Source organism: Lawsonibacter faecis, assembly GCF_014287675.1.
In the GTDB taxonomy this organism is placed as follows: domain Bacteria; phylum Bacillota; class Clostridia; order Oscillospirales; family Oscillospiraceae; genus Pseudoflavonifractor; species Pseudoflavonifractor faecis.
In genome coordinates this window covers 36,705-58,541 of sequence record NZ_JACOPQ010000015.1, presented here as the reverse complement: position 1 = coordinate 58,541, position 21,837 = coordinate 36,705, and the positions used below count along the sequence as shown (strand labels likewise).

The following is a 21,837-nucleotide window of genomic DNA, read 5'->3' as shown; positions in this document are numbered from 1 at the left end:
TCAGTTGCCCTCCTGCATATTGAGATAGGTCACCCGCACGATGCCGGGACAGGAGCGCAGCTCCTCCACGGCCTCCTGCCAGATGTCCTGGTCGCTCTCCATGACCATGACGGCCAGGCCGCCCCGCATGTTGCGGTAGAGCTGCATGGTGGCGATGTTCACCTTTCGCCGGGACAGGATGGAGGTCACCTCCGCCACCGCGCCGGGCCGGTCCTCGTTGCGGATGATGAGGGTGGGGTAGTCCCCCGTGAAGGACGCGTCCAGGCCGTCGATGGCGTTGACCCGAACCCGTCCCCCGCCCAGGGAGGAGGCGTTGACCTCCAGGGTATTGCCCCGCTCGTCCTCCACCTTCAGGAGCACCGAGTTGGGGTGGGCGCCCCGCAGAACCACGCTGCCGATGCGCACCAGCAGCCCCGCCCGCTCCGCCAGGGCGAAGGAGCGGGGGATGTCCGGGTCGTCAGGATCCATGCCCAGCAGCCCGGCCACCAGAGCCCGGTCGGTGCCGTGGCCCTTCCCCGTGGCGGCGAAGGACCCGTGGAGCAGCAGTTCCGCCCGGACGGGAGGCCGCCCCAGCAGCTTGCGGGTGATGAGCCCGATGCGCACCGCCCCCGCCGTGTGGGAGCTGCTGGGTCCTACCATAATTGGTCCCATAATGTCAAAGAGATTCATATCAGCAGTCACGCCTTTCTATCATCAGAGGGGGTTTATAAACGCCGCATTGCGGGGCGCGGGGAGATGAGCCGCCCCAAAGAGGCTAGAGTGCGGCCCGGCGCTTTGCCTGCCGACCGCCGGTTTTTCCGCTAAATCTCCGCTCTACGAACTATAGAGTGACACAATCGCGCCTTCATGTTATGCTGATGGGGAGGAGGGATACAAATGGACCCACATAAAACGGGCACATTTATCGCCGCCCTGCGCCGGGGGAAGAATATGACCCAGGAGGACCTGGCCGGCGCCGTCGGCGTGACGGACAAGGCGGTCTCCCGCTGGGAGACGGGCCGGGGCTTTCCCGACATCTCCCTGCTTCCCGCACTGGCCGCCGCCCTGGACATAACGGTGAATGAACTGCTGGCCGGGGAGCCAATCGCCGCCGGTGAACGGGAAAAAGCGGACAGCGCCGTGCTGGACGCGCTGAAGTACATGAGGGGGATGGGGAGAAAGTCTGTCTCCGCGCTCCTGATCGCAGCGGGCGCGATCCTGCTGCCCATCGCGCTGTTTATCATCGGCGTGCGGGGGCCCCTGCAATGGTTTCTGGCGGCCGGCGGAGCGGCTCTCATCGCGGCCGGGATCGCCCTGCCCAGACTCCCCGCGTTTTCCTTCCGGACCGGCGGGCCTTCCCCGGCGGCGGCCCGGGGCGTCTCCATTGCCGCGGCGGTTCTGGCCCTGGGACTGGAGATATCCCCCTGGAGCGCGGTGCTCAACTTCGGGCGTCCAGGCGAAGACGGCGGGGTCGTATTCATACGCAGCACCTTCTCCAGCTTCAGCCTCATACCCATTGGGTACGCCAATTTTGCGCCGATGATGACCGGCCTTCTGACCGTCGCCCTGCTGGCCCTGGCGGTCGCCGGGATTTGGAGGGATGGGGCCAGAAGCAAAAGCTTCCTCTGCGGTGTGCTGGCCGCCGTCAGCTCCCTGATGCCCCTCGTTTTCTCCGGGCCGGAGTATTTCGGCGCCGTCCCCGCCTGCATCACCGGCTGTCTGCTGGCCTTCCTGGCGGCGCAGGCCCTCGCCAACCGCTGATCGGCTGGAACCGGGACTGCCGCGTATTGCGCGGCAGTCCCTTTGTTATTTACGCAGCCAGACGCACTCGCCCGCCTTGACGGTCTCCAAAACCCTGATGTCGCGGATCCGCATCGGCTCCACCGCCGTGGGGTCGGCATCCAGAATGACCAGATCGGCCCGCTTGCCGGGCGCAATGCTGCCCAGCTCGTCTTCCTTAAAATACTGGTGGGCGGCGTTTTTGGTGACGGCTTTCAGGGCCTCCAGGGGAGAAATCCGCAGCTCCGGTCCCAGAGCCACGCCGCTGCGGGTGACGCGGTTTACGGCGCACCACACGGTTTCCAGCATATTCGGACCGATGACCGGCGTATCCTGATGCAGGGTAAAGGGGATGCCCAGTTCCTGCGCCCAGCGGAGGGGGCTGATGGAGGCGGCCCTGGACGCGCCGAAGTTTTCCATATGCACGTCCCCCCAGTACCAAACATGGGCGGCGAAGAAGGAGGGGATGACGCCCAGCTTTGCCATGGCCTCAAGCTGCTCCCGCCGCACCAGCTGGGCGTGAATCATCACGGGCCGGATGTCCCCCACGGGCCTGCCGACCTGCTCCTGGGCTGCCCGGCAGCAGCGGATAAACTGTTCCGCCGCCGCGTCGCCGTTGCAGTGGGCCAGAATCTGCCTGCCCTCGGCCAGGGCCTTGGAGATAAACCCGGTAACCTCTTCGTCGCCGTAGACCGGATAGCCTCTGTACGTCCCGTCCCCGCCGAGATAGGGCTCCAGCATCCAGGCGGTCCGACCCTGGGGGGAGCCGTCCAGAAAAATTTTGTAGCCGCCGATGAGGGGCCTGCCGATAAGCTCCGGCGCGGACTTCATGTCCGCGTACCCCACCACCTCCGCGCTGAGGCGGGCGGCGGAGAGCATGGCGAAGCGGCTGCGGTCGGTGAGGCCGTCCTGAATCAGCGTAATCCCGTGGGAGAGATAGGTCTCCTGGGCCCGCTCCACATTCCGCACCGACTGCTCCAGGGAGGGCTGGGCCATCGCCCCCGAGAGGCGGATGAAGGCGTTCTCCTCCAGATAGCCGCAGGGGGTCCTGCCGTCGGCTTCCCGCCCGTACCTGCCGCCCTCCGGGTCCGGCGTGTCCGCCGTGACGCCCAGGAGCTTGAGCGCGGCGGAGTTCACCACGCCCATGTGGCCGGAGGCGTGGGAGATGAGCACCGGCGTATCGGGGAAGCGCACGTCCAGGGCCTTGCGGTCCGGGTGGGCGCGCTCCCTGAGTACGTTGTGGTCGTACCCGAAGCCCACCACCCAGCCTCCGGGCCCGATGTGCCTTTTCTCCTGGTACTCCTTGAGGCGGGCGGCGATGTCCGCCCAGGAGTCGGCGGCCCCAAGGGGGCACAGGTCCAGGGTGGCTGCCAGGGCGGTGATGTGGCTGTGGGGGTCCACGAACGCGGGCAGCAGGGCGCGGCCGCGCAGATCCCGCTCCCCGGCGGACGGAGCCAGGGCGCGCAGCTCGTCCAGACTGCCCACGGCCCGGATGCGCGTCCCCTCCGTCAGAACCGCCTGGGGCTTTGGCCCCTCCTCCATGGTCAGGATGGGGCCGCCGTAGTAGAGTGTCTGTTTCATCGTGCACCTCCAAGAATTTGACGCATAAAAGTGGACCGGAAAGGGCGGATGCAGGGGCACTTTTTCGCCTGCATTTATTCCGCCTTTTTATTGATATACTCAGGTTTGGACTTAGAATACACGATTTTTTGCTCGCTATACAGTCCATAATACCCTGAGAGCATGTACGAGACCGCGCAGGCGACGGCAAAGAAGGGCAGCCCCTCGCCGCCGAAGAGCTCAAAGGCCAGCAGCAGGGAGGTCATGGGACAGTTGGTCACGCCGCAGAAGACGCTCACCATCCCCAGCCCCGCGCCGAAGGAGGAGCCCAGCCCCAGCAGGGGCGCGGCCACGCACCCGAAGGTGGAGCCGACGAAAAAGACGGGGACGATCTCGCCGCCCTTGAAGCCCGCCCCCAGAGTGACGGTGGTAAAGAGCATTTTCAGGAGAAACGCCTCGGGCCGGGCCTCCCCGGCAATGGCACGGGCGATGATGTGGCTCCCCGCGCCGCTGTAGTCGTAGGTGCCGGGCGCCCAGAGCCACACCAGATAGGTGAGGGCGATGACGATGGCCCCGCCCACCGCCGCCCGGACCACCGGCCGGGGCAGATACTTCTGGTAGAGCTTGGGCGTGGCGTGCATCAGGCGGCAGAAGAAGATGGACAGCAGCGCGAAGAGAATGCCCAAGGCGATGACCTGAAGGGCGGACACCACACCCAGTCCGGGCACATCGAGCAGCTTGTAGGCCGTGGGAGTGATGCCGAACCAGCCCGCCACCCCGGTGCCGATGAGGGAGGCCACAACGCAGGGGACGATGGCCGCGTAGTACATCACGCCCACGCTCACCACCTCCATGGAGAAAATGGCCGCGGTGAGGGGCGTGCCGAAGAGGGCTGCGAAGGCCGCCGACATCCCGCACATGGTAATCACCCGGCTGTCCTTGTCGTCCAGGTGCATCCACCGGCCGATTTTGGAGGAGATGGAGCCGCCCAGCTGGAGGGCGGCGCCCTCCCGGCCCGAGGAGCCGCCCACCAGGTGGGTGAGGACGGTGGCGATGAAGACCAGCGGGGCCGTGCGCAGACGCAGGGGCTCGTTCTCCCGTACGGCCACCAGGACAAAGTTGGTGCCCCGGTCCTTCTCCATGCCGCACCAGCGGTAGAGCAGGACGATGAGGGCCCCCGCCCCCGGCAGCAGCCAGACCACCCAGGGCTGGGCCAGCCGCAGCTCTGTGACGGCCTCAATGGCGAAGTGGAACGCGGCGCCCACACCGCCGCAGACCAACCCGATGATACAGGCGAACAGGAGCCATTTCACAAACGCGGCGGGTTCCTGCATGGAACCGCGCAGCTTTTCTTTCCAGTTTTCCAACGGTATTCCCTCTCTCCACTCGTCAATGCGCAGCACAACAATGGAATTATAGCATGGTCGGCCCGGATTTGCACTGGATTGGGGAGACTTTTTGCCCGGATCGTAATTTTACGGACAAAAGAGTGGATATTTTTTGTAAATATGATATACTTACCTCTAAATAGGCGCGCCCACCCACTTTTTTCTGAGATTTTTAAGGAGGAATCATCTTGCCATCGGACCCGATATGGCCCCAATTGCTGCTCCAGGTTGTTCTGATCCTGGTCAACGCGTTTTTTGCCGCCACCGAAATTGCAGTCATCTCCCTCAATGAAAACGTCCTGCGCCACCAAGCGGAGGACGGGGACAAGAAGGCGGCCAAGCTGCTGAAAATCGTGGAGACCCCCACACGCTTCCTCTCCACCATTCAGATCGGAATTACCCTGGCGGGCTTTCTGGGGTCCGCTTTCGCCGCCGATAACTTTGCGGGCCGCATCCGGGACTGGGCGGTGGCGAGTTATCAGCTGGATGCCGGGGCCGCAGCCGCGGTCAATACCCTCTCGGTCATTCTCATTACCATCATACTCTCCTTCTTTACACTGGTCTTCGGCGAACTGGTGCCCAAGCGCATCGCCATGCAGAAAACCGACAAGGTGGCCCGCATGGCCTGCGGGGTGGTCTCCGTCCTGGCGGCCTTCATGCGGCCCATCATCTGGCTGCTGACCGTCTCCACAAACGGGATGCTCCGCCTCCTACATATCGATCCCAATGCCGAGGACGACGAGGTCTCGGAGGAGGAGATCCGTATGATGGTGGACATCGGCGAGGAGAAGGGGGCCATCGAGTCGGGCGAGAAGGAGATGATTGAAAACATCTTCGAGTTTAACAACATGACGGCCGAGGACGTGATGATCCACCGTACCGATGTGGTGATGCTCTGGGCGGAGGACCCCGACGAGGAGATCGTCCGCACCATCGAGGAGACCGGCCTCACCCGCTTCCCGGTCTACGAGGAGGACGCGGACGACGTGGTGGGCGTACTGAACACCCGCACCTACCTTCTCAACGCCCGCCTGGAGCGCCCCAGGCCCCTGCGGGAGCTGCTGACCCCGGCCTATTTCGTGCCTGAGTCGGTTCGCACCGACGTGCTCTTCCGGGATATGCAGGCCAAGAAAATCCATATGGCCGTGGTGGTGGACGAGTACGGCGGCACCAGCGGCATCATCACCATGGAGGACCTGCTGGAGGAGATCGTGGGCAATATCTACGACGAGTTCGACCCCCAGGAGGACCAGGAGATTGTCCAGCTGGAGGCGAACCTCTGGCGGGTGGCCGGCTCCGCCGACCTGGAGGAGGTGGCCGAGGCGCTGGACATGGAGCTTCCCGAGGACGAGGAGTGCGACACCCTGGGCGGTCTGGTCTTCGCCCAGCTCTCCGTCATCCCCGAGGACGGCAGCCATCCGGCTGTGGACATTTATGGCCTCCATATCGAGGTGGAGGAGCTCACCGACCGCCGGGTGGAGTGGGCGCTGGTGTCCAAGCTGGCGGACGGGGAAGCGACGGATGAGGACAATGGATGAAATCATGCGCAAACAGGCGCAGAGTAAAGCAGGCGATAAACCGGACAGATTGGTTTCGATAATATCTGATCACATGACGCATGAAATTGGGGCATGAGCACTGGGACGGTCCTGTCAAAGGCGCGCATCTGCTCCGAAATCCACTCTGACGGGAGCGCCGTCCGTGGAAACGCCAAAGAATGAATACCACCCCCGGCGCACCCAGTGCGCCGGGGGTCTATTCGTGTATAAAGGGCGGAAAAACGATGCGGGTTAAATTAGTTTATTCTTAACGAGAGGTAAGGATGAATCATGCGGGAAATAAAAGGGAATCACCTGTGCAAATTTACATCTAAGATAATTGTTAAATCTTTTTGATTGTGCCGATTACCCCTTTTCAAACCGAAACCTTTGTAGTATGATATCCTCGCAAAGGTATTGATATCCTATCAGAAACGACACCCGATTTATGGAGGTATGTCATCTATGTCCGATATGAGAAAGACCAAGATTATCTGTACCCTCGGTCCCGCTGTGGACGACGAGGACATGATCCGCAAGCTCATCCTCGCGGGCATGAACGCCGCCCGCTTCAACTTCTCCCACGGCACCCACGAGAGCCACCTCGCACAGCTCCAGAAGCTCCGCCACGTCCGGGACGAGCTGGGTCTCCCCGTGGCCGCCATTCTGGACACCAAGGGCCCCGAGATCCGCATCAAGACCTTTCAGGACGGCCGCATCGAGCTCCAGAAGGGGGACACCTTTACCCTCACCACCGCCGACTGTGAGGGCGGCACGGACAAGGTCTCCGTCACCTACCTGAACCTCCACAAGGAGGTCGCCCCCGGCAACCACATCCTGGTGGACGACGGCCTCATCGATCTGCTGGTGGAGAAGATTGACGGCCAGGAGATCGTCTGCACCGTGGAGAATGGCGGCCCCCTCTCCAACAACAAGTCCATCAACATCCCCGACGTTCACATCCTCCTGCCCTCCCTCACCGAGAAGGACAAGGAGGATCTGAAGTTCGCCGTGGAGCAGGACTTCGACTTCATCGCCGCCTCCTTCGTGCGGAAGGCCGGCGACGTGGAGGACATCCGCGCCTACCTCAACGAGTGCGGCGGCCAGAATATCCGCATCATCTCCAAGATTGAGAACCGGGAGGGCGTGGACAACCTGGACGCCATCATCGACGTGTCCGACGGCGTGATGGTGGCCCGGGGCGACCTGGGGGTGGAGATTCCCGCCCATGAGGTACCCATCCTCCAGAAGAAAATGATCAAGGCCACCACCATGGCGGGCAAGCCCGTCATCACCGCCACCCAGATGCTGGACTCCATGATGCGCAATCCCCGTCCCACCCGCGCGGAGGTCTCCGACGTAGCCAACGCCGTGTTCGACGGCACCTCCTGCGTGATGCTCTCCGGCGAGACCGCCGGCGGCAAGTATCCCATTGAGGCGGTGGAGGCCATGGCGTCCACCGTGTCCGCCGCCGAGGACGCCATCGACTACTGGGGCCGCTTCCGCGAGCGGACCTATATCACCGGGGCCACCACCATTAACGACGCCATTACCCACACCTGCTGCATGACCGCCATGGACCTGGACGCCAAGGCCATTCTGGCGCCCACCCAGTCCGGGTATACCGCCAAGGTCATCTCCCGCTTCCGCCCCGCCTGTCCCATCATCGCCGTGTGTCAGAACGAGAAGGTCCGCCGCCAGCTCTCCATCTCCTGGGGCGTCCACTCCTACCTCACCGGCTTCGTGGACTCCACCGACCGGCTCTTCTCCATGTCGGTGGACGTGGCCCGCAAGGAGGGCGTCGCCAACGTGGGCGACACCGTGGTCATTACCGCCGGCGTACCCATCGGGAAGTCTGGAACGACCAACCTCATCAAGGCCCAGGTCGTGGGCGAAGGGTTCTAAATATTGCTGTCAGACCGCCCGCACATCATTTTGTGCGGGCGGTTTGTTCAGCCTTCCCCCGCGGGGGAAGTTGGCAGGGCGCAGCCCTGACGGATGAGATGAGGGCCCACGTCCTCCTCAGGCCTCGCCTGCGCCCTCCTGTAGGGAGCGCATTCATGCGCTCCGCGTGCCCCAGAGATGTGGGAAACGCCCTCCGGGGGCCCACTTTCTTCCCGTGAAGAAAGTGGGGAAAGACACGCCGGGGGGCGGCTCACGGACATTTTCAATGTCCTACCCCGCCCCCCCAGGGATGCGTCCATGGCGGCCTACGGTTTTCGATGGATAGCAAGACTTGGCAGCAGCTACTCGCCGAATCGACCGCAGTGTATCGTTACTAACGGCGCGTCCCACGCGCCCGCCGAGCGAATGTTGCCCGGCAGGACCTTGATAGTAGCTGCGTTTGAATTGGTGCTCAAAAGGCCGCCGTCGGTGCGGTGGTGTTCTATCCTGCGGGCGGCCTCTGCGGCCGCCCGCCGTTCCGCCTCACAAAAAACTTGCACATTCGCTGGTTTTGTCATATAGTACATACTAAGCTGAGAAATTCAGCAAAAATGGGAGCTCGCAAACGGGCTGAGAGGAAGCTGTGCGCTTCGACCAGTGACCTGATTTGGGTAATGCCAACGTAGGGAGATAAGCGGCGTGTTCCTGTTGACCACGGGATATCTCTATTCTCCTTTTGAATTGAGATATTCCGTGGATTTTTGTATCTTTAGGAGGAAAACGAGTATGTTCAGCACCTGCCTTGAAAATGTCCGGGCCCGGACCCCGCTGGTCCACAGCATCACCAACTATGTCACCGTCAACGATGTGGCGAATATCCTGCTGGCCTGCGGCGGCAGTCCCATTATGTCGGACGATATCGGGGAGGTGGAGGAGATTGCCTCCATCTGCGGCGGAGTGAATATCAACATCGGTACCCTCAGCCAGCGCACCATCCTCGCCATGTTTGCCGCGGGGAAGAGGGCCAACGCCCTCTCCCGCCCGGTCCTCCTGGACCCGGTGGGGGCCGGGGCCAGCGCCCTGCGTACCCGGACCGCCCAAAAGCTGACGGAGGAGGTCCGCTTTACCGCCATCCGGGGCAATATCTCCGAGATCAAGGCTCTGGTGGCGGGCGGCGGCTCCACCAAGGGGGTGGACGCCGATGTGGCCGACACGGTGACGGAGGAGAGCCTGGACGAGGCCGTGGCCTTCGCCAAGGCGGCGGCAGTGCGGTACGGGGCCATTATGGCCATCACCGGAGCCATCGACCTGGTGGCCGACGCCGGGACCTGCTACGTGATTCGCAACGGCCGGGCGGAGATGGGGAGGATTACCGGCACGGGCTGCCAGCTCTCGGGACTGCTCACCGCCTACCTGGTCGCTAACCCCGGCGGCGCGCTTGAGGCCGCCGCCGCGGCCGTGACGGCCATGGGCCTGGCGGGAGAGCTGGGCTGGGGGAATATGGCTCCCACGGACGGGAACGCCACTTACCGAAACCGCATTATCGACGCGATTTACCGCATGGACGGAGCCGCGCTGGAGGGAGGGGCCAGATATGAGGTGCGATAAAAAGGACCTGCTGCTCTATGCGGTGACCGACCGGGCATGGCTGGGGGAGCAGACCCTCGCCCAGCAGGTGGAGGCGTCCCTCAAGGGGGGCGCGACCATGGTTCAGCTCCGGGAAAAGCACCTGGACCGCGCGGCCTTCCTTGCGGAGGCCCGGGAGCTGAAGGCCCTCTGCGGGCGCTATGGCGCGCCCTTTCTTATCAACGACGACGTGGCGCTGGCGCTGGAGGTCCGGGCCGACGGCGTGCACGTGGGCCAGAGCGACATGGAGGCGGCGGAGGTCCGGCGGCGGCTGGGACCTGACCGGATACTGGGCGTGTCGGCCCAGACGGTGGAGCAGGCCCTCGGGGCCGAGGCCGCCGGGGCGGACTACCTGGGCGTGGGGGCGGTTTTCCCCACCGGCACCAAGGACGACGCCGACGCGGTGAGCTGCGATACGCTGAAGGCCATCTGCGCCGCCGTGCGCATTCCGGTTGTGGCAATCGGCGGCATCGGGCCGGAAAATGTGGGCAAGCTGGCCGGCAGCGGCGTATGCGGCGTGGCGGTGGTCTCCGCCCTCTACGCCCAGGCGGATATTCAGGGGGCGGCCCGGAAACTCCTGGCCCTGACGAGAGAGATGGTGGCGCGATGAGGCCCGAGGGCGCGATTTTCGACCTGGACGGCACGCTGACCGACTCCATGTATATCTGGGACGACGCCCCCAGGGCCCTGGTCCGCCGGTTTGGAGGCCGGCCGCCGGAGGATTTGGCCCGGCGGATTAAGGAGATGGGCCGCCGCGAGGCGTCCGAGTACATGGTGAAGACCTTCGGCCTGTCCTGTACGGCGGATCAGGTGATGGAGGGGGTCAACGATATCGTCACGGTTGAGTACCGGGAGAAGGTGCCGCTGAAGCCGGGGGCGGACGCCCTTCTGACCAGACTGGCGGAGCTGGGCGTCCCCTGCGGCATCGCCACCGCCAGCGAGGCCTTTCAGGCCCGGGACGCCATGGTGCGGTTGGGCCAGTGGGGGCGCTTTCGCTTCGCCGTGAGCTGCCTGCAGTACGGGCCAAAGACGGCGCCGGGGATTTATCTGGAGGCGGCGCGGCGGCTGGGCGGCCGGCCGGAGCGCACGCTGGTCTTTGAAGACGCGCTCCACGCCGCCCGGACGGCCAAGGCGGCCGGGTTCCTGGTGTGCGGCGTGTACGACCCATCGGCGGCGGAGGACCAGGCGGAGCTGCGCGCCCTGAGCGACTGGTACCTCCCACGGCTGGATGACCCGGAATTTCTCTCACGGCTGCAGCAGACGGAGGACTGATGAAAAACAAAACACCATATGGAGGAGCGGCATATGAAAACAGCATTGACAATCGCCGGAAGCGATTCCAGCGGAGGCGCCGGCATCCAGGCCGACATCAAGACCATGTGCGCCAACGGCGTGTACGCCATGAGCGCCATTACCGCCCTGACGGCCCAGAACACCACCGGCGTCTCCGGCATTTTAGAGTCCACGCCTGAATTTTTGGCCAGCCAGCTGGACTGCATCTTCACCGACATCTTCCCCGACGCTGTGAAGACGGGGATGGTCTCCTCCGCGCCCCTCATCCGGGTCATTGCGGACAAGCTCCGGCAGTACAGGGCCAAAAACATTGTGGTGGACCCGGTAATGGTTTCCACCAGCGGCTTCCGGCTCCTCTCGGAGGACGCGGTGAAGGCGCTGAAGGAGCAGCTTCTCCCCCTGGCAAGCGTACTGACTCCCAACATTCCCGAGGCGGAGGTCCTCTCGGGGGAGCCAATCGCCGGACCGGAGGACATGGAGCGCGCCGCCCGGAGCATCGGTGTGCGGTACGGGTGCGCGGTGCTCTGCAAGGGCGGACACCGTGTCAGCGACGCGGACGACCTGCTCTGGCGCTCCGGCGTGTGCACCTGGTTCCGGGGCCGGCGGATCGACAATCCCAATACCCACGGCACCGGCTGCACCCTCTCCAGCGCCATCGCCTCCAACCTGGCCAAGGGCTTCGGCCTGGAGCAGGCGGTGGAGCGGGCCAAGGACTATCTCTCCGGCGCACTGGGCGCCATGCTGGATCTGGGCGCGGGCCAGGGACCCATGGACCACCTCCACAGTCTCAGCGGGGCGTTTCTCGGCGGCCCGGAAGAGCGAGGGTGCGGGGGATGACGTTCTGTAACCGGCTGATGGAAGAAAACCTGCCCATCTGGGAGCAGTGCCTGAACTCCGCATTCCTCCAAAAGCTGGGGGAGGGCACATTGCCGTGGGACTGCTTCAAGGGGTACATTGTGGACGACAGCCTCTATCTCCGGGAGTACGCCAAGGTGTTTGCCTGGGGGATGGCAAAGGCTGAGGACATGGAGGAGATCCGCACCTATTATGAGCTTCTCTCCTTTGTGAACGAGGGCGAGGGGGCCACCCGGCTTTGTTATCTGGAGCGCTTTAGCCTGACCGACGCCGTGATACAGCGCCTGCCCCAGCGGCCGGAGAATCTGGCCTATACCCGCGCCATGATCGCCACGGCCAGGGACGGGGCGGGGGCCGCCGAGTGCATGATGGCCTGCCTGCCCTGCATGGTGAGCTACGGCTGGATTTTCACCCGGCTGCTGGAGCGTTTCCCCGGCGTGGGGGACACCCCCTACTGGCCCCTGGTCCGGGACTACGCGGGCGCGGAGTACAGGGCGGCCTGCGAGAGATGGGCGGCTTTTACAGAAAAAATCTGCACAGGGCTGGAGCCTGCCAGGGAGCGCCGCTGCGCGGAGATATTCCGGGCCTGCTCCGTCCATGAGCTCCGCTTCTGGGAGATGAGCGGCCGCCCCAGGGAGGACATTTGAAAAGAGGCCGCTTTGATACGGCGGGCGGCTTGCAAACCGCCCGCCCCGCCGCGGCATAGAATGGGCAAATGCATCAGAAAGGCGGCGCACCATGGAAAACCCGATTTTGAAGCGCCTGGCGGAGCGGCAGAACGTCCATAAGCCCGATCCCGCCTGGCTTTTAACCCTCCTGGCCACCCAGGAGGTCTCGCGTTACTCGCTGGACGACTGGAACGGGGCGCTCTCCCACGTACTGGGCTTCCGGGTCTTCTGCCCCTCCTACAAAAGCTTAAGCCGATATTTACAGGAGGCGGTTTTAAGAGTAGAATAAGGTCAGAATTTGAGGCGGCGGGGATTCCTTCCCGCGCCTTGCAAGGAGGTGCCTTATGAGACTGACCTTTTTCGGCGCGGCCCGGGCAGTCACCGGCTCCTGCCACTGCGTGGAATGCGGCGGCAAGCGCGTGCTGGTGGACTGCGGGCTTCAGCAGGGCCGGGACGAGCGGGACAACAGCGAGCTGGACTTTACCCCCGGCTTTATTGACGCCGTGGTGGTGACCCACGCCCACATCGACCACTCGGGCCGCCTGCCCCTGCTGGTGAAGCAGGGCTTCGACGGGCCCATCTACTGCACCCGGCTCACCGCCCAGCTCCTCTCCATCATGCTGCGGGACTCGGCCCACATCCAGGAGAGCGACGCCCAGTGGGAGAACCAGAAGGGCAAGCGCGCGGGCCGCGCGCCGGTGGAACCCATCTACACCGTGGCCGACGCGGAGGCGACCCTCAAGCTCCTGGTCCCCTGCGAGTACGGCCGGGAGGTGGACCTTGAGCAGGGCGTCCGGGCCCGTTTTGTGGACGCGGGGCACCTCCTGGGCTCCGCCAGCGTGGAGATGTGGCTCACCGAGGGCGAGGAGACGAGAAAAATCGTCTTCTCCGGCGACATCGGCAACCACGACCAGCCCATCATCCGGGACCCCCAGTACATCCGCGACGCCGACTACGTCCTCACCGAGAGCACCTACGGCGACCGGCTCCATGAGGGCAAGGGGGAGTACAAGGAGCAGCTCGCCGCCATCATCGAAGAGACCCTGGGCCGGGGCGGCAACGTGATTATCCCCTCCTTCGCCGTGGGCCGCACCCAGGAGCTCTTATACTTCATCCGGGAGATGAAGGAGGAGCATCTGGTCCGGAGCGTGCCGAACTTTACCGTCTGCGTGGACTCCCCCCTGGCCAGGGAGGCGACGAAAATTTTCTCCGGCAACCTCACCGGCTATCTGGATGAGGAGGCGCTGGAGACGGTGCGCAGCGGGGACGCCCTCTTCACCTTCCCCGGCCTCACCCTGGTGGAGTCCAGCGACGAGTCCAAGGCCCTGAACCTGGACCCCACGCCCAAGGTGATTATCTCCGCCTCCGGCATGTGCGACGCCGGGCGCATCCGCCACCACCTGAAGCACAACCTCTGGCGGAAGGAGTGCAGCGTGGTCTTCGTGGGCTATCAGGCTGAGGGCAGCCTGGGCCGCAGGCTCCTGGAGGGGGCCGCCGAGGTGAAGCTCTTCGGCGAGACCATCGCCGTCCGGGCCGCGATTACACAGTGCCACGGCCTCTCCTCCCATGCGGACAAGAACGGCCTGCTTGCCTGGATTGACGCCTACGACCCCAGGCCCCGGGAGGTCTTTGTGGTCCACGGGGACGAGGCCGTCACGGAGATTTACGCGGAGACCCTCCGCCAGCGGGGGCTCTCCGCCCACGCGCCCGACTATGAGGAGGTCTACGACCTCCTGGCCGGAAAGGTGCTCTCGCCGGGGATTCCCCAGCCCAGAAAGGCCGCTCCCGCGGACTTCGGCTCCCCGGCCTACCGCCGCCTGGAGGAGACGGGCAGGATGCTCCAGGAGGTCATCCGCCGGAACAAGGGCGGGGCCAACAAGGACCTGGGCAAGTTCGCCGACCAGCTGCGCGCCCTCATCGAGAAGTGGGACCGTTAAAGACGGCTGTTTGATACAGAGGAGGATTCGCTATGACCCCGGAAGAGATGTGGCGGGCGTTTACCGCCCATACCCCTGTCGCCGCCGGGTACGAGGCCTGGCATTTCCACGACAATCAGGAGGACGCGGACCATCTGGCCCAGCTGGTGCTGGAGGGCAAAAAGCGTGGGACCGCCTCCTGCTCCTATGCCTATGTAAAAGAGGACGACCCCTTCCCCAAGGCTGACGAGTACAGCGTGATCACCGACTGGGCGGGGGAGGCCCAGTGCGTCATCCAGACCCTCCGGGTGGAGATCGTCCCCTGGCGGGAGGTATCCGGCAAGTACGCCGCCCTGGAGGGGGAGGGGGACCTCTCCCTGGACTATTGGCGGCGGGCACACAAGCCCTTTTTCATCCAGGAATGCGAGCGGTGCGGCCAGAGCTTTACCACCGAGATGCCCGTGGTCTGCGAGGAGTTCAAGCTGGTGTGGCCTCCGGACCGCGTCACTGAGCGGGACAAGCGGCTTTAATAGAAAATTTGGACAAAGCCCCCCGGCGGATGCATACGCGCCCGCCGGGGGGCCTTCTAGGGTTTCGTCCGGGGTGCGGCGCACGCATCGTACATCCATGGGCGCTGGAGGAGTTCTCCCCGCGTCCCCGCAATCCGACCCGGGGCCGGTATGCCGGACAACGAATTATAAATTGAACGGCAATGGTATTTGTGCTATACTAAGACGAAAAAAAGATGCCCCGTACGGGGCGGAAGGGAGGCCGTCATGGAACTGAACATGAGCCTGAAGCAGTCGCAGAGCCTGTCGCCCCAGATGATGCAGTCCATGGAGATTCTTCAGATGGGCTCCCAGGAGCTGCTGGAGTACATCCAGGAGACCGCCCAGGAGAACCCGGTGCTGGAGATGGACGAGAAGTACGACCGCGCCGATGAGTTCGACGTGCTGCGCCGGAAGCTGGAGTGGCTGGAGTCCACCGACGTGCAGAACCGCTACTACCACCAGCAGGACGCCGAGGACGACACCGACCCCATCTCCAACTACGGCACGGTGGAGGAGGGGGAGGAGAACCTCTATTTTTACGTCCTCTCCCAGCTCAAGATGCTGGAGCTGGAGCCTGAGACCATGGAAGCGGCGGAATTTTTGGTGGAGAGCCTGAACCAGAACGGCTGGCTGGACGAAACTCTGGCCGCCCTGGCGGCGGCCTGCGGCTGTGAGGAGGCGCGGATGGGGGCGGCGCTGGAGGTTGTCCAGTCCCTGGAGCCCGCCGGAGTGGCGGCCAGGGATCTCTCCGAGTGCCTGCGCCTGCAGCTGCTGCGCCGCGGGGAGGGAAAGTCCCTGGCCATGCGCATCGTGGACAGCCAGCTGGACGCCCTGGCCAAAAACCGCTTCGGCCTCATTGCCCGGGAGCTGGGCGCATCGGCGGAGGCGGTCCGGGAGGCCTGCGCCCTCATCAAAACCCTGAACCCCCGGCCGGGCACCGGCTTCTCCGCACGGGAGAACCTCACCTACATCAACCCCGACGTGGTGGTGGTCAGCTTCCCCGACCATTTCGAGCTGCTGACCAACGACTACTTTTTCCCCACCCTCCGCCTCAGCTCCTATTACGGCAGCCTGATGAAGGAGACCGACGACCCGGAGGTAAAGGAGTACCTCACCGGCAAGGTGCGCCAGGCCAAGTGGGTGGTGCGCAGCATCGAGCAGCGTGGCAGCACCCTCATGTCCTGCGCCCAGTGCATCCTGGACATCCAGGAGGCCTTCTTCCGCAAGGGGCCGGGCTACCTGGTCCCCATGTCCCTGGCCGATGTGGCGGCGCGCATGGGGGTCCACGAGTCCACCGTCAGCCGGGCGGTGAAGGACAAGTACATCCAGTGCTCCATGGGGGTCTACCCCCTGAACTACTTTTTCTCCCGCAGCCTGGGGGCCCCCCAGTCCCGGGGCGGGACGGAGGCTGCCTCCCCCGACGCGGCCAAGGCCCTGCTGAAAAAGCTCATCGCGGGCGAGGACAAGCGCCGCCCCCTCTCCGACCAGAAGCTCTGCGAGCTGATGGCCCATGAGGGCTGCCGGCTCTCCCGCCGGACGGTGGCCAAGTACCGGGACGAGCTGAGCATCCCCAGCACCACCGGACGCAGGCAGTATGAGGAATAACGCCTGCCCGCACGAAAGGATGGAAGATATGCACGACCTGACCGAGTGGAACAAGATGATCGCCGGGGAGCTCTATCTGGACCGGGACCCCTATCTGACCTCCCTGCGCGAGAAGGCCCACGCCGCCTGCCGCCGCTACAACCGGGACCCGCAGGAGGGGATGGCGGAGCTGCGCGCCCTCATGGGCGGGGCTGAGGAGTTTTATATTGAGCCGGATTTCTTCTGCGACTACCTGGCCAATTTTTACGTGGGCCGCTTTTTCTACGCCAATACCGGTTTGGTGGTGCTGGATACCTGCCCCGTCACCATCGGCGACCATGTGATGGTCGGCCCCCAGGTGGGCATCTATACCGCCACCCACCCGCTGGACTTTCGCCTGCGCCGCCCGGGTCCGGACTATGGGGAGTACGGAAAGCCCGTCACGATTGGCGATGATGTGTGGATCGGCGGCCATGCTGTGATTAACCCAGGCGTGACCATCGGCAGCCGGTCGGTGGTGGCCTCCGGCGCGGTGGTCACCAAGGACGTTCCCGACGACGTGGCGGTCGGCGGGAATCCGGCGCGGATCATCAAGCGGCTGTAGTCCGCCGGCCACCGCCTGCCGCAGGCGGGCCGCGCCGAGTGGCGCGGAGCCGGGCCGGATTCACTTCGGCCCGGCGATAAACTAAAAAGAACCGGGGCCCCCGCCCGGCCAGAGCCGGGTGGGGCGGTCGGCGGGAACCCGGCGCGGATCATCAAGCGGCTGTAGTCCGCCGGCCACCGCCCGCCGCAGGCGGGCCGCGCCGAGTGGCGCGGAGCCGGGCCGGATTCACTTCGGCCCAGCGATAAACTAAAAAGAACCGGGGCCCCCGCCCGGCCAGAGCCGGGTGGGGCGGTCGGCGGGAACCCGGCGCGGATCATCAAGAGATTGGGTGAGATGGAATGAAATTGAAAGCCGTACTCTTCGACTTTGATTATACCCTGGGAGACGCCACCGAGTCCATTGTGGCGGGCTTTCAGTACGCCTTTGGGAAGATGGGCCTGACGCCGCCCGGCCGGGAGGCCGTCCGCCCCACGGTGGGCTATCTCCTGCGGGACGGCTATGTCATGCTCAGCGGTGATACCGATGAGGCCCGCGCCGACGAGTTCGTCCGCCTCTTCGCGGAGAAATCCCACCCCATGCAGCTTGAGACCACCGTCCTCTTCCCGGGGGCGCTGGAATTGCTGCGCGCCCTGCGGGGGGCGGGGATAAAGGTGGGGGTGGTCAGCTCCAAGCGGAGCACGGCCCTGCTCCCCCTCCTGGAAAAGCTGGAGCTTTCCCCGCTGATGGATTTCGTGATGGCCGGGGACATGGTGAGCCGTCCCAAGCCGGACCCGGAGGGACTGAATCTGGCGCTGGAGAGGCTGGGGATCGACAGGGAGGAGGTCCTCTTCTGCGGGGATACCGTTCTGGACGCGGAGGCCGCCCAGCGGGCGGGGACCCATTTTGCCGCCGTGCTCAACGGCATCACTCCTGCCGGGGCGTTTGAGGCGTTTCCATACGACCATATTGCGCCGGATCTGGCGGAGCTGAAAAGCTGGCTGGAGGAGAGCTGAGCGGAAAAGCAGAGAGCGTTTAGCGGGCTGATTGGCATAGGGAAGATATCCCGACAGGTAAAAAGGGAGCGGGCACCGGCTTGGTGTCCGCTCCTTCTAATTTTTGTCCAAAGTATCTATTTTGCCGTGCTTTTTCTCAAACTCTTCAATATTTTTTCGAATCAGGTAAATAATATGTGAATTGGCAGAATGTGCGTCATACTTAGCGATGTAGTGCAGCTTTATACGCATCTCATCACTAATACGAATAGAAAGACTTCGCACCTTTTTCATCCGGCCACCTCAAAATTTTCTATATCTATTTCGTATCTATTTTATTCAAAAAGCAGTCGAATAGTGTAAATTAGATATGGTTTGTATCTAAATTATTTTGGCGGTGATTGGAATGGAAAATAGGCCGAAGCCCATGGGGGAACTGGAGTATCTGCTTATGCTGACGGAGATCGCCTCTGAGCATGGAGTGACCATCAAGGAGGTCGACGCCCAGATGGTTCAGGATATGACTGATTTTTGGGACAACCCCAAGCCCGAGGGGAGGACTTGGTTCAGAAGTCTCTTTCCCGGCCTGGACCGCCCGCCCACGCCCCGGGAGGCGATCCCGGTTCTGGCCGTGAAGGTGGACGAAGATTTGAACCTCAGCGGCAAACACGAAAAGCCCCGGTGAAAAATTTTTCACCGGGGCTATATTTTTTGCCAGGGCTGACATACTAAGTCCATCTCAGGGTGAATTTGGCTGTCGGCGGAATTTACCCAAAGAAAAGGCGGGCGGAAACCATGGAAACATTTGCGCTGAGACCGGCCATCTATTTCGGCGACGACGCGCTCTCGGCCCTGGAGGCGCTGGCGGGGAAACGGGTGCTCATCGTTACCGACGATTTTCTGGCCCATAAGTCGGGCCTGCTGCCCCGGGTGACGGCACACCTCAAGGGCGCTCTGACGGAGGTGTTCAGCAAGGTCACCCCGGACCCCTCCCTCCGCTTGGTGGCCGAGGGGGTCCGGGCCCTGCGGGACTTCTCGCCCGACGCGGTGCTGGCCTTCGGCGGCGGGTCCCCCATGGACTGCGCCAAGGCCATGCGCCATTTCTCCGACCGGCCGGGGCTGCTCTTTTACGCGGTGCCCACCACGGCGGGCACCGGCAGCGAGGTGACCTCCTTCGCCGTCCTCACCGACACGGACGCCGGGGTGAAGTACCCCCTGGTGGACGACGCCCTCCTGCCCGACGCCGCCATTCTGGACGCCTCCCTCCTGGCGGGGGTGCCCGGTCCGGTGACGGCGGACACGGGCATGGACGTGCTCACCCACGCCTCTGAGGCCTATGTGGCCCGGAAGGCCAACGCCTTCACCGACGCCCTGGCCGAGCGGGCCTTCGTTCTGGCCTGGGAAAACCTTATCAAGGCCCACGCCGCCAAGGGGGAGCACCCGGCCAAGGAACAGATGCTCCTGGCCTCCTGCATGGCGGGCATCGCCTTCAACGGCGCGGGGCTGGGTGCAAACCACGCCCTGGCCCACTCCCTGGGGGGCCGCTACCACACCCCCCACGGGCGGCTCAACGCCATGCTCATGCCCCACGTCATACGCTTCAACGCGGAGGAGCCGGCTGCCGCGAAAAAGTACGCCGCCCTGGCCAAGGCCTGCGGCCTGGCCCCCAACGCCCGGGCGCTGTCCTCGGCCCTGGGCCGGCTGCGCCAGAGCCTGGGGATGCCCGGGCGGCTTACCGACTGCGGCGTGGAGCGGAAAACGGTCCTGGCGGATTTGGAAGCGATTACCGCCGCCGCCCTGGCCGACGTGTGTATGCCCGGCAACCCGCGCAGCGCCGCCGCCGCGGAGCTGGCGGCCATCGTGCGGGAAGTGCTGTAGGCGAAGACAAAGGCCCACAGCCAAGAGGAGCCTTGCGAACCGCGGGAGCGAGATAAAAAGGAGGTGCGGCCATGACCCAGGAACTGCTGTCCGTCGGCATCGACATCGGCACATCACCCCCTAGGGCGCGCGGTCTGCGCCCTGGGGACCCCGCCCATCTGAATCCCTCCGGCGGAAGTGAATTCCACCTGCGCGAAATCTCCGCTGCGCTGCAATTTTACGGGCTGACGCCCGCCCCACCGTGTGGGGCCCCAGTGATGGAGGTGCCGAAATGACCCAGGAGCTGCTATCCGTCGGCATCGACATCGGCACATCCACCACACAGCTTATCTTCTCCAGGCTGACGCTGGAGAACCGGGCCAACCCCTTTTCGGTGCCGCGGATTGCAATTGCGGACAAAGAGGTGCTCTACCGCAGCGGGATTCACTTTACCCCCCTGCTCTCAGACACGGTGATCGACAGCGAGGGGGTCCGGGCAATCGTGGAGGAGGAGTACCGGAAGTCGGGCTTTGAGAAAGCTCAAATCTCCACCGGAGCGGTCATCATCACCGGCGAGACGGCCCGGAAGGAGAACGCCCGTGAGGTGCTGAGCACCCTCTCCGGCTTTGCCGGGGATTTCGTGGTGGCAACCGCCGGACCGGACCTGGAATCCATTCTCGCGGCCCGGGGAGCGGGGATAGATGATTACTCCAAGGAACATCATACAGAAGTATTACACTTTGATATCGGCGGCGGCACGTCCAACCTGGCCCTCTACGACCGTGGGGAGCTGAAGACCACCGGGTGCATGGATGTGGGAGGCCGGCTCATCAAGATTGACCGTGAGACCGGAAGCATCACCTATCTGTCCCCCAAGGTGCGGCAGTTTTACGACAGCGCTCCGCCCGGATGCGCCGCCCGGGGCGCTCCGCTCTCCGTGGGCGAAGCGGCCGCCCCGGAACGTCTCGCCCCCTTCGTCTCCGCCATGGTCTCGGCCCTGGAGGAGATTGCGGGGCTGCGGGAGCCCACCGGGCTGGCCGACTTCTTCTGGACCGGCGGGGCGGCCAAAATGCCGCTGCCCGCCGCGCCGGTGCCCTGCGTGTCCTTCTCCGGGGGCGTGGCCGACTGCATCTGGTCGCCGCCGGAGGACTGGCTGGCCTACGGCGATATCGGCGTGCTGCTGGGCAGGGCCATCCGGGAGTCCCCGGCCTTTCGGGGGACGGAGCTGGTCCGGGGGGAGGAGACCATCCGGGCCACGGTGGTGGGGGCGGGCAGCCACTCCACCGACCTCTCCGGGTCCACCATCTTCTACCGCGGGGTGGAGTTCCCCCTGAAAAATCTGCCCATCCTCAAGCTGACGGAAGAGGAGGAGCGGGGAGGCCCCGCCCGGCTCGCCGCCGCCATCCGGGAGAAGCTGCGCTGGTTTGCCGACGAGGGGGGCCTCACCCAGACAGCCCTGTGCCTGCGGGGGGAGAAAAACCCCTCCTACCGCGCCGTGAAGGAGCTGGCCCAGGGCGTCCGGGAGGGGCTGGAGCCGCTGCTGGGGAGAGGCTTTTTCCCCGTGGTGGTGGTGGAGACCGACATGGCGAAGGTTCTGGGCCAGGCCCTGGCCCCGGGGATAAGCGGCCCCCTCCTGTGCCTGGACGGCGTCAGCGCGGACAACGGCGACTACATCGACATCGGCGCGCCGGTGGCGAATGGTGCGGTGTTACCGGTCGTCATTAAAACGCTGGCATTTCAGAAAAACTAAATAATACAGCAGGATTGGCAGTGAACCCCCTCGG

General features: G+C 64.3%; 21 protein-coding genes. 18 read left to right on the top strand and 3 right to left on the bottom strand.

Annotation, left to right across the window (positions count from 1 at the left end; genetic code table 11):
* Positions 1 to 669, bottom strand: coding sequence for an L-serine ammonia-lyase, iron-sulfur-dependent subunit beta (gene sdaAB / locus H8S62_RS15540; protein ID WP_186920205.1), 669 nt, complete (start codon positions 667 to 669; stop codon positions 1 to 3).
* 207 nt (positions 670 to 876) lie between these two features.
* Between sdaAB and H8S62_RS15535 the strand changes: the two genes are divergently transcribed.
* Entirely contained in the window at positions 877 to 1,740 is an 864-nt protein-coding gene (locus H8S62_RS15535) for a helix-turn-helix domain-containing protein (RefSeq protein WP_155150132.1), read from the top strand.
* 45 nt (positions 1,741 to 1,785) lie between these two features.
* Here H8S62_RS15535 and H8S62_RS15530 read toward each other — a convergent pair whose 3' ends face one another.
* Both H8S62_RS15530 and H8S62_RS15525 read right to left on the bottom strand, forming a co-directional pair.
* On the bottom strand, positions 1,786 to 3,339 hold the full coding sequence (locus H8S62_RS15530; RefSeq protein ID WP_186920204.1) for an amidohydrolase: 1,554 nt from the start codon (positions 3,337 to 3,339) through the stop codon (positions 1,786 to 1,788).
* 74 nt (positions 3,340 to 3,413) lie between these two features.
* Complete coding sequence (locus tag H8S62_RS15525) at positions 3,414 to 4,685, bottom strand: chloride channel protein (RefSeq protein WP_341481071.1); 1,272 nt, start codon at positions 4,683 to 4,685, stop codon at positions 3,414 to 3,416.
* 209 nt (positions 4,686 to 4,894) lie between these two features.
* Here H8S62_RS15525 and H8S62_RS15520 point away from each other — a divergent pair, with 209 nt between their 5' ends.
* The 17 genes from H8S62_RS15520 (at position 4,895) to eutA (ending at position 21,803) form a co-directional block, all read left to right on the top strand.
* Positions 4,895 to 6,244: a hemolysin family protein gene (locus H8S62_RS15520; protein ID WP_243142239.1), complete on the top strand. Its 1,350-nt coding sequence runs from the start codon at positions 4,895 to 4,897 to the stop codon at positions 6,242 to 6,244.
* Positions 6,245 to 6,709: 465 nt separating this feature from the next.
* Positions 6,710 to 8,149 (top strand): pyruvate kinase, encoded by a 1,440-nt coding sequence (gene pyk / locus H8S62_RS15515; protein WP_243141941.1) that lies wholly within the window; start codon positions 6,710 to 6,712, stop codon positions 8,147 to 8,149.
* 765 nt (positions 8,150 to 8,914) lie between these two features.
* Positions 8,915 to 9,736, top strand: a complete 822-nt coding sequence (thiM, locus tag H8S62_RS15510) for a hydroxyethylthiazole kinase (protein ID WP_186920202.1) — start codon at positions 8,915 to 8,917, stop codon at positions 9,734 to 9,736.
* On the top strand, positions 9,723 to 10,364 hold the full coding sequence (thiE, locus tag H8S62_RS15505) for a thiamine phosphate synthase (protein WP_186920200.1): 642 nt from the start codon (positions 9,723 to 9,725) through the stop codon (positions 10,362 to 10,364). The genes thiM and thiE overlap by 14 nt, the downstream gene beginning before the upstream one ends.
* Positions 10,361 to 11,026, top strand: coding sequence for an HAD family hydrolase (locus H8S62_RS15500; RefSeq protein WP_186920198.1), 666 nt, complete (start codon positions 10,361 to 10,363; stop codon positions 11,024 to 11,026). Before thiE ends, H8S62_RS15500 begins: the two co-directional genes overlap by 4 nt.
* 33 nt (positions 11,027 to 11,059) lie before the next feature.
* Positions 11,060 to 11,884, top strand: coding sequence for a bifunctional hydroxymethylpyrimidine kinase/phosphomethylpyrimidine kinase (gene thiD / locus H8S62_RS15495; protein WP_186920197.1), 825 nt, complete (start codon positions 11,060 to 11,062; stop codon positions 11,882 to 11,884).
* The gene (locus H8S62_RS15490; protein ID WP_186920195.1) at positions 11,881 to 12,549 is read left to right on the top strand and encodes a thiaminase II/PqqC family protein; all 669 of its coding nucleotides are present in this window, start codon (positions 11,881 to 11,883) and stop codon (positions 12,547 to 12,549) included. The genes thiD and H8S62_RS15490 overlap by 4 nt, the downstream gene beginning before the upstream one ends.
* 91 nt (positions 12,550 to 12,640) lie before the next feature.
* Positions 12,641 to 12,859, top strand: coding sequence for a hypothetical protein (locus tag H8S62_RS15485; RefSeq protein WP_155150150.1), 219 nt, complete (start codon positions 12,641 to 12,643; stop codon positions 12,857 to 12,859).
* A gap of 55 nt (positions 12,860 to 12,914) precedes the next feature.
* Entirely contained in the window at positions 12,915 to 14,507 is a 1,593-nt protein-coding gene (locus H8S62_RS15480; RefSeq protein ID WP_186920193.1) for an MBL fold metallo-hydrolase RNA specificity domain-containing protein, read from the top strand.
* Positions 14,508 to 14,539: 32 nt separating this feature from the next.
* A complete protein-coding gene (locus tag H8S62_RS15475; protein WP_155150153.1) occupies positions 14,540 to 15,016 on the top strand; it encodes an ASCH domain-containing protein in 477 nt (158 codons plus the stop codon).
* 246 nt (positions 15,017 to 15,262) lie between these two features.
* Positions 15,263 to 16,642: an RNA polymerase factor sigma-54 gene (rpoN, locus tag H8S62_RS15470; protein ID WP_155150155.1), complete on the top strand. Its 1,380-nt coding sequence runs from the start codon at positions 15,263 to 15,265 to the stop codon at positions 16,640 to 16,642.
* A 28-nt stretch (positions 16,643 to 16,670) separates the two neighbouring features.
* Positions 16,671 to 17,225, top strand: a complete 555-nt coding sequence (locus H8S62_RS15465; protein ID WP_186920191.1) for a sugar O-acetyltransferase — start codon at positions 16,671 to 16,673, stop codon at positions 17,223 to 17,225.
* A gap of 338 nt (positions 17,226 to 17,563) precedes the next feature.
* Positions 17,564 to 18,217 carry an HAD family hydrolase gene (locus H8S62_RS15460; RefSeq protein ID WP_186920190.1) on the top strand — a complete coding sequence of 218 codons (654 nt, stop codon included), beginning with the start codon at positions 17,564 to 17,566 and terminating at the stop codon, positions 18,215 to 18,217.
* 385 nt (positions 18,218 to 18,602) lie between these two features.
* Positions 18,603 to 18,881, top strand: coding sequence for a hypothetical protein (locus H8S62_RS15455; protein WP_186920188.1), 279 nt, complete (start codon positions 18,603 to 18,605; stop codon positions 18,879 to 18,881).
* 110 nt (positions 18,882 to 18,991) lie between these two features.
* On the top strand, positions 18,992 to 20,074 hold the full coding sequence (locus tag H8S62_RS15450; RefSeq protein ID WP_186920186.1) for a 1-propanol dehydrogenase PduQ: 1,083 nt from the start codon (positions 18,992 to 18,994) through the stop codon (positions 20,072 to 20,074).
* A gap of 71 nt (positions 20,075 to 20,145) precedes the next feature.
* Positions 20,146 to 20,349 (top strand): hypothetical protein, encoded by a 204-nt coding sequence (locus H8S62_RS15445; protein WP_155150166.1) that lies wholly within the window; start codon positions 20,146 to 20,148, stop codon positions 20,347 to 20,349.
* Entirely contained in the window at positions 20,346 to 21,803 is a 1,458-nt protein-coding gene (eutA, locus tag H8S62_RS15440; protein WP_155150168.1) for an ethanolamine ammonia-lyase reactivating factor EutA, read from the top strand. Before H8S62_RS15445 ends, eutA begins: the two co-directional genes overlap by 4 nt.
* Positions 21,804 to 21,837: the final 34 nt, after the last annotated feature.

What these genes read in the sequence shown, in the direction of transcription:
- H8S62_RS15490 (WP_186920195.1), top strand. Translation starts at nt 11,881, where the DNA reads ATGACGTTCTGTAACCGGCTGATGGAAGAAAACCTGCCCATCTGGGAG.
- eutA (WP_155150168.1), top strand. Translation starts at nt 20,346, where the DNA reads ATGACCCAGGAGCTGCTATCCGTCGGCATCGACATCGGCACATCCACC.
- pyk (WP_243141941.1), top strand. Translation starts at nt 6,710, where the DNA reads ATGTCCGATATGAGAAAGACCAAGATTATCTGTACCCTCGGTCCCGCT.
- H8S62_RS15475 (WP_155150153.1), top strand. Translation starts at nt 14,540, where the DNA reads ATGACCCCGGAAGAGATGTGGCGGGCGTTTACCGCCCATACCCCTGTC.
- H8S62_RS15530 (WP_186920204.1), bottom strand. Translation starts at nt 3,339, where the DNA reads ATGAAACAGACACTCTACTACGGCGGCCCCATCCTGACCATGGAGGAG.
- H8S62_RS15535 (WP_155150132.1), top strand. Translation starts at nt 877, where the DNA reads ATGGACCCACATAAAACGGGCACATTTATCGCCGCCCTGCGCCGGGGG.
- thiE (WP_186920200.1), top strand. Translation starts at nt 9,723, where the DNA reads ATGAGGTGCGATAAAAAGGACCTGCTGCTCTATGCGGTGACCGACCGG.
- rpoN (WP_155150155.1), top strand. Translation starts at nt 15,263, where the DNA reads ATGGAACTGAACATGAGCCTGAAGCAGTCGCAGAGCCTGTCGCCCCAG.
- H8S62_RS15465 (WP_186920191.1), top strand. Translation starts at nt 16,671, where the DNA reads ATGCACGACCTGACCGAGTGGAACAAGATGATCGCCGGGGAGCTCTAT.
- H8S62_RS15460 (WP_186920190.1), top strand. Translation starts at nt 17,564, where the DNA reads ATGAAATTGAAAGCCGTACTCTTCGACTTTGATTATACCCTGGGAGAC.
- H8S62_RS15450 (WP_186920186.1), top strand. Translation starts at nt 18,992, where the DNA reads ATGGAAACATTTGCGCTGAGACCGGCCATCTATTTCGGCGACGACGCG.
- H8S62_RS15485 (WP_155150150.1), top strand. Translation starts at nt 12,641, where the DNA reads ATGGAAAACCCGATTTTGAAGCGCCTGGCGGAGCGGCAGAACGTCCAT.
- thiM (WP_186920202.1), top strand. Translation starts at nt 8,915, where the DNA reads ATGTTCAGCACCTGCCTTGAAAATGTCCGGGCCCGGACCCCGCTGGTC.
- thiD (WP_186920197.1), top strand. Translation starts at nt 11,060, where the DNA reads ATGAAAACAGCATTGACAATCGCCGGAAGCGATTCCAGCGGAGGCGCC.
- sdaAB (WP_186920205.1), bottom strand. Translation starts at nt 669, where the DNA reads ATGAATCTCTTTGACATTATGGGACCAATTATGGTAGGACCCAGCAGC.
- H8S62_RS15455 (WP_186920188.1), top strand. Translation starts at nt 18,603, where the DNA reads ATGGAAAATAGGCCGAAGCCCATGGGGGAACTGGAGTATCTGCTTATG.
- H8S62_RS15500 (WP_186920198.1), top strand. Translation starts at nt 10,361, where the DNA reads ATGAGGCCCGAGGGCGCGATTTTCGACCTGGACGGCACGCTGACCGAC.
- H8S62_RS15480 (WP_186920193.1), top strand. Translation starts at nt 12,915, where the DNA reads ATGAGACTGACCTTTTTCGGCGCGGCCCGGGCAGTCACCGGCTCCTGC.
- H8S62_RS15445 (WP_155150166.1), top strand. Translation starts at nt 20,146, where the DNA reads ATGACCCAGGAACTGCTGTCCGTCGGCATCGACATCGGCACATCACCC.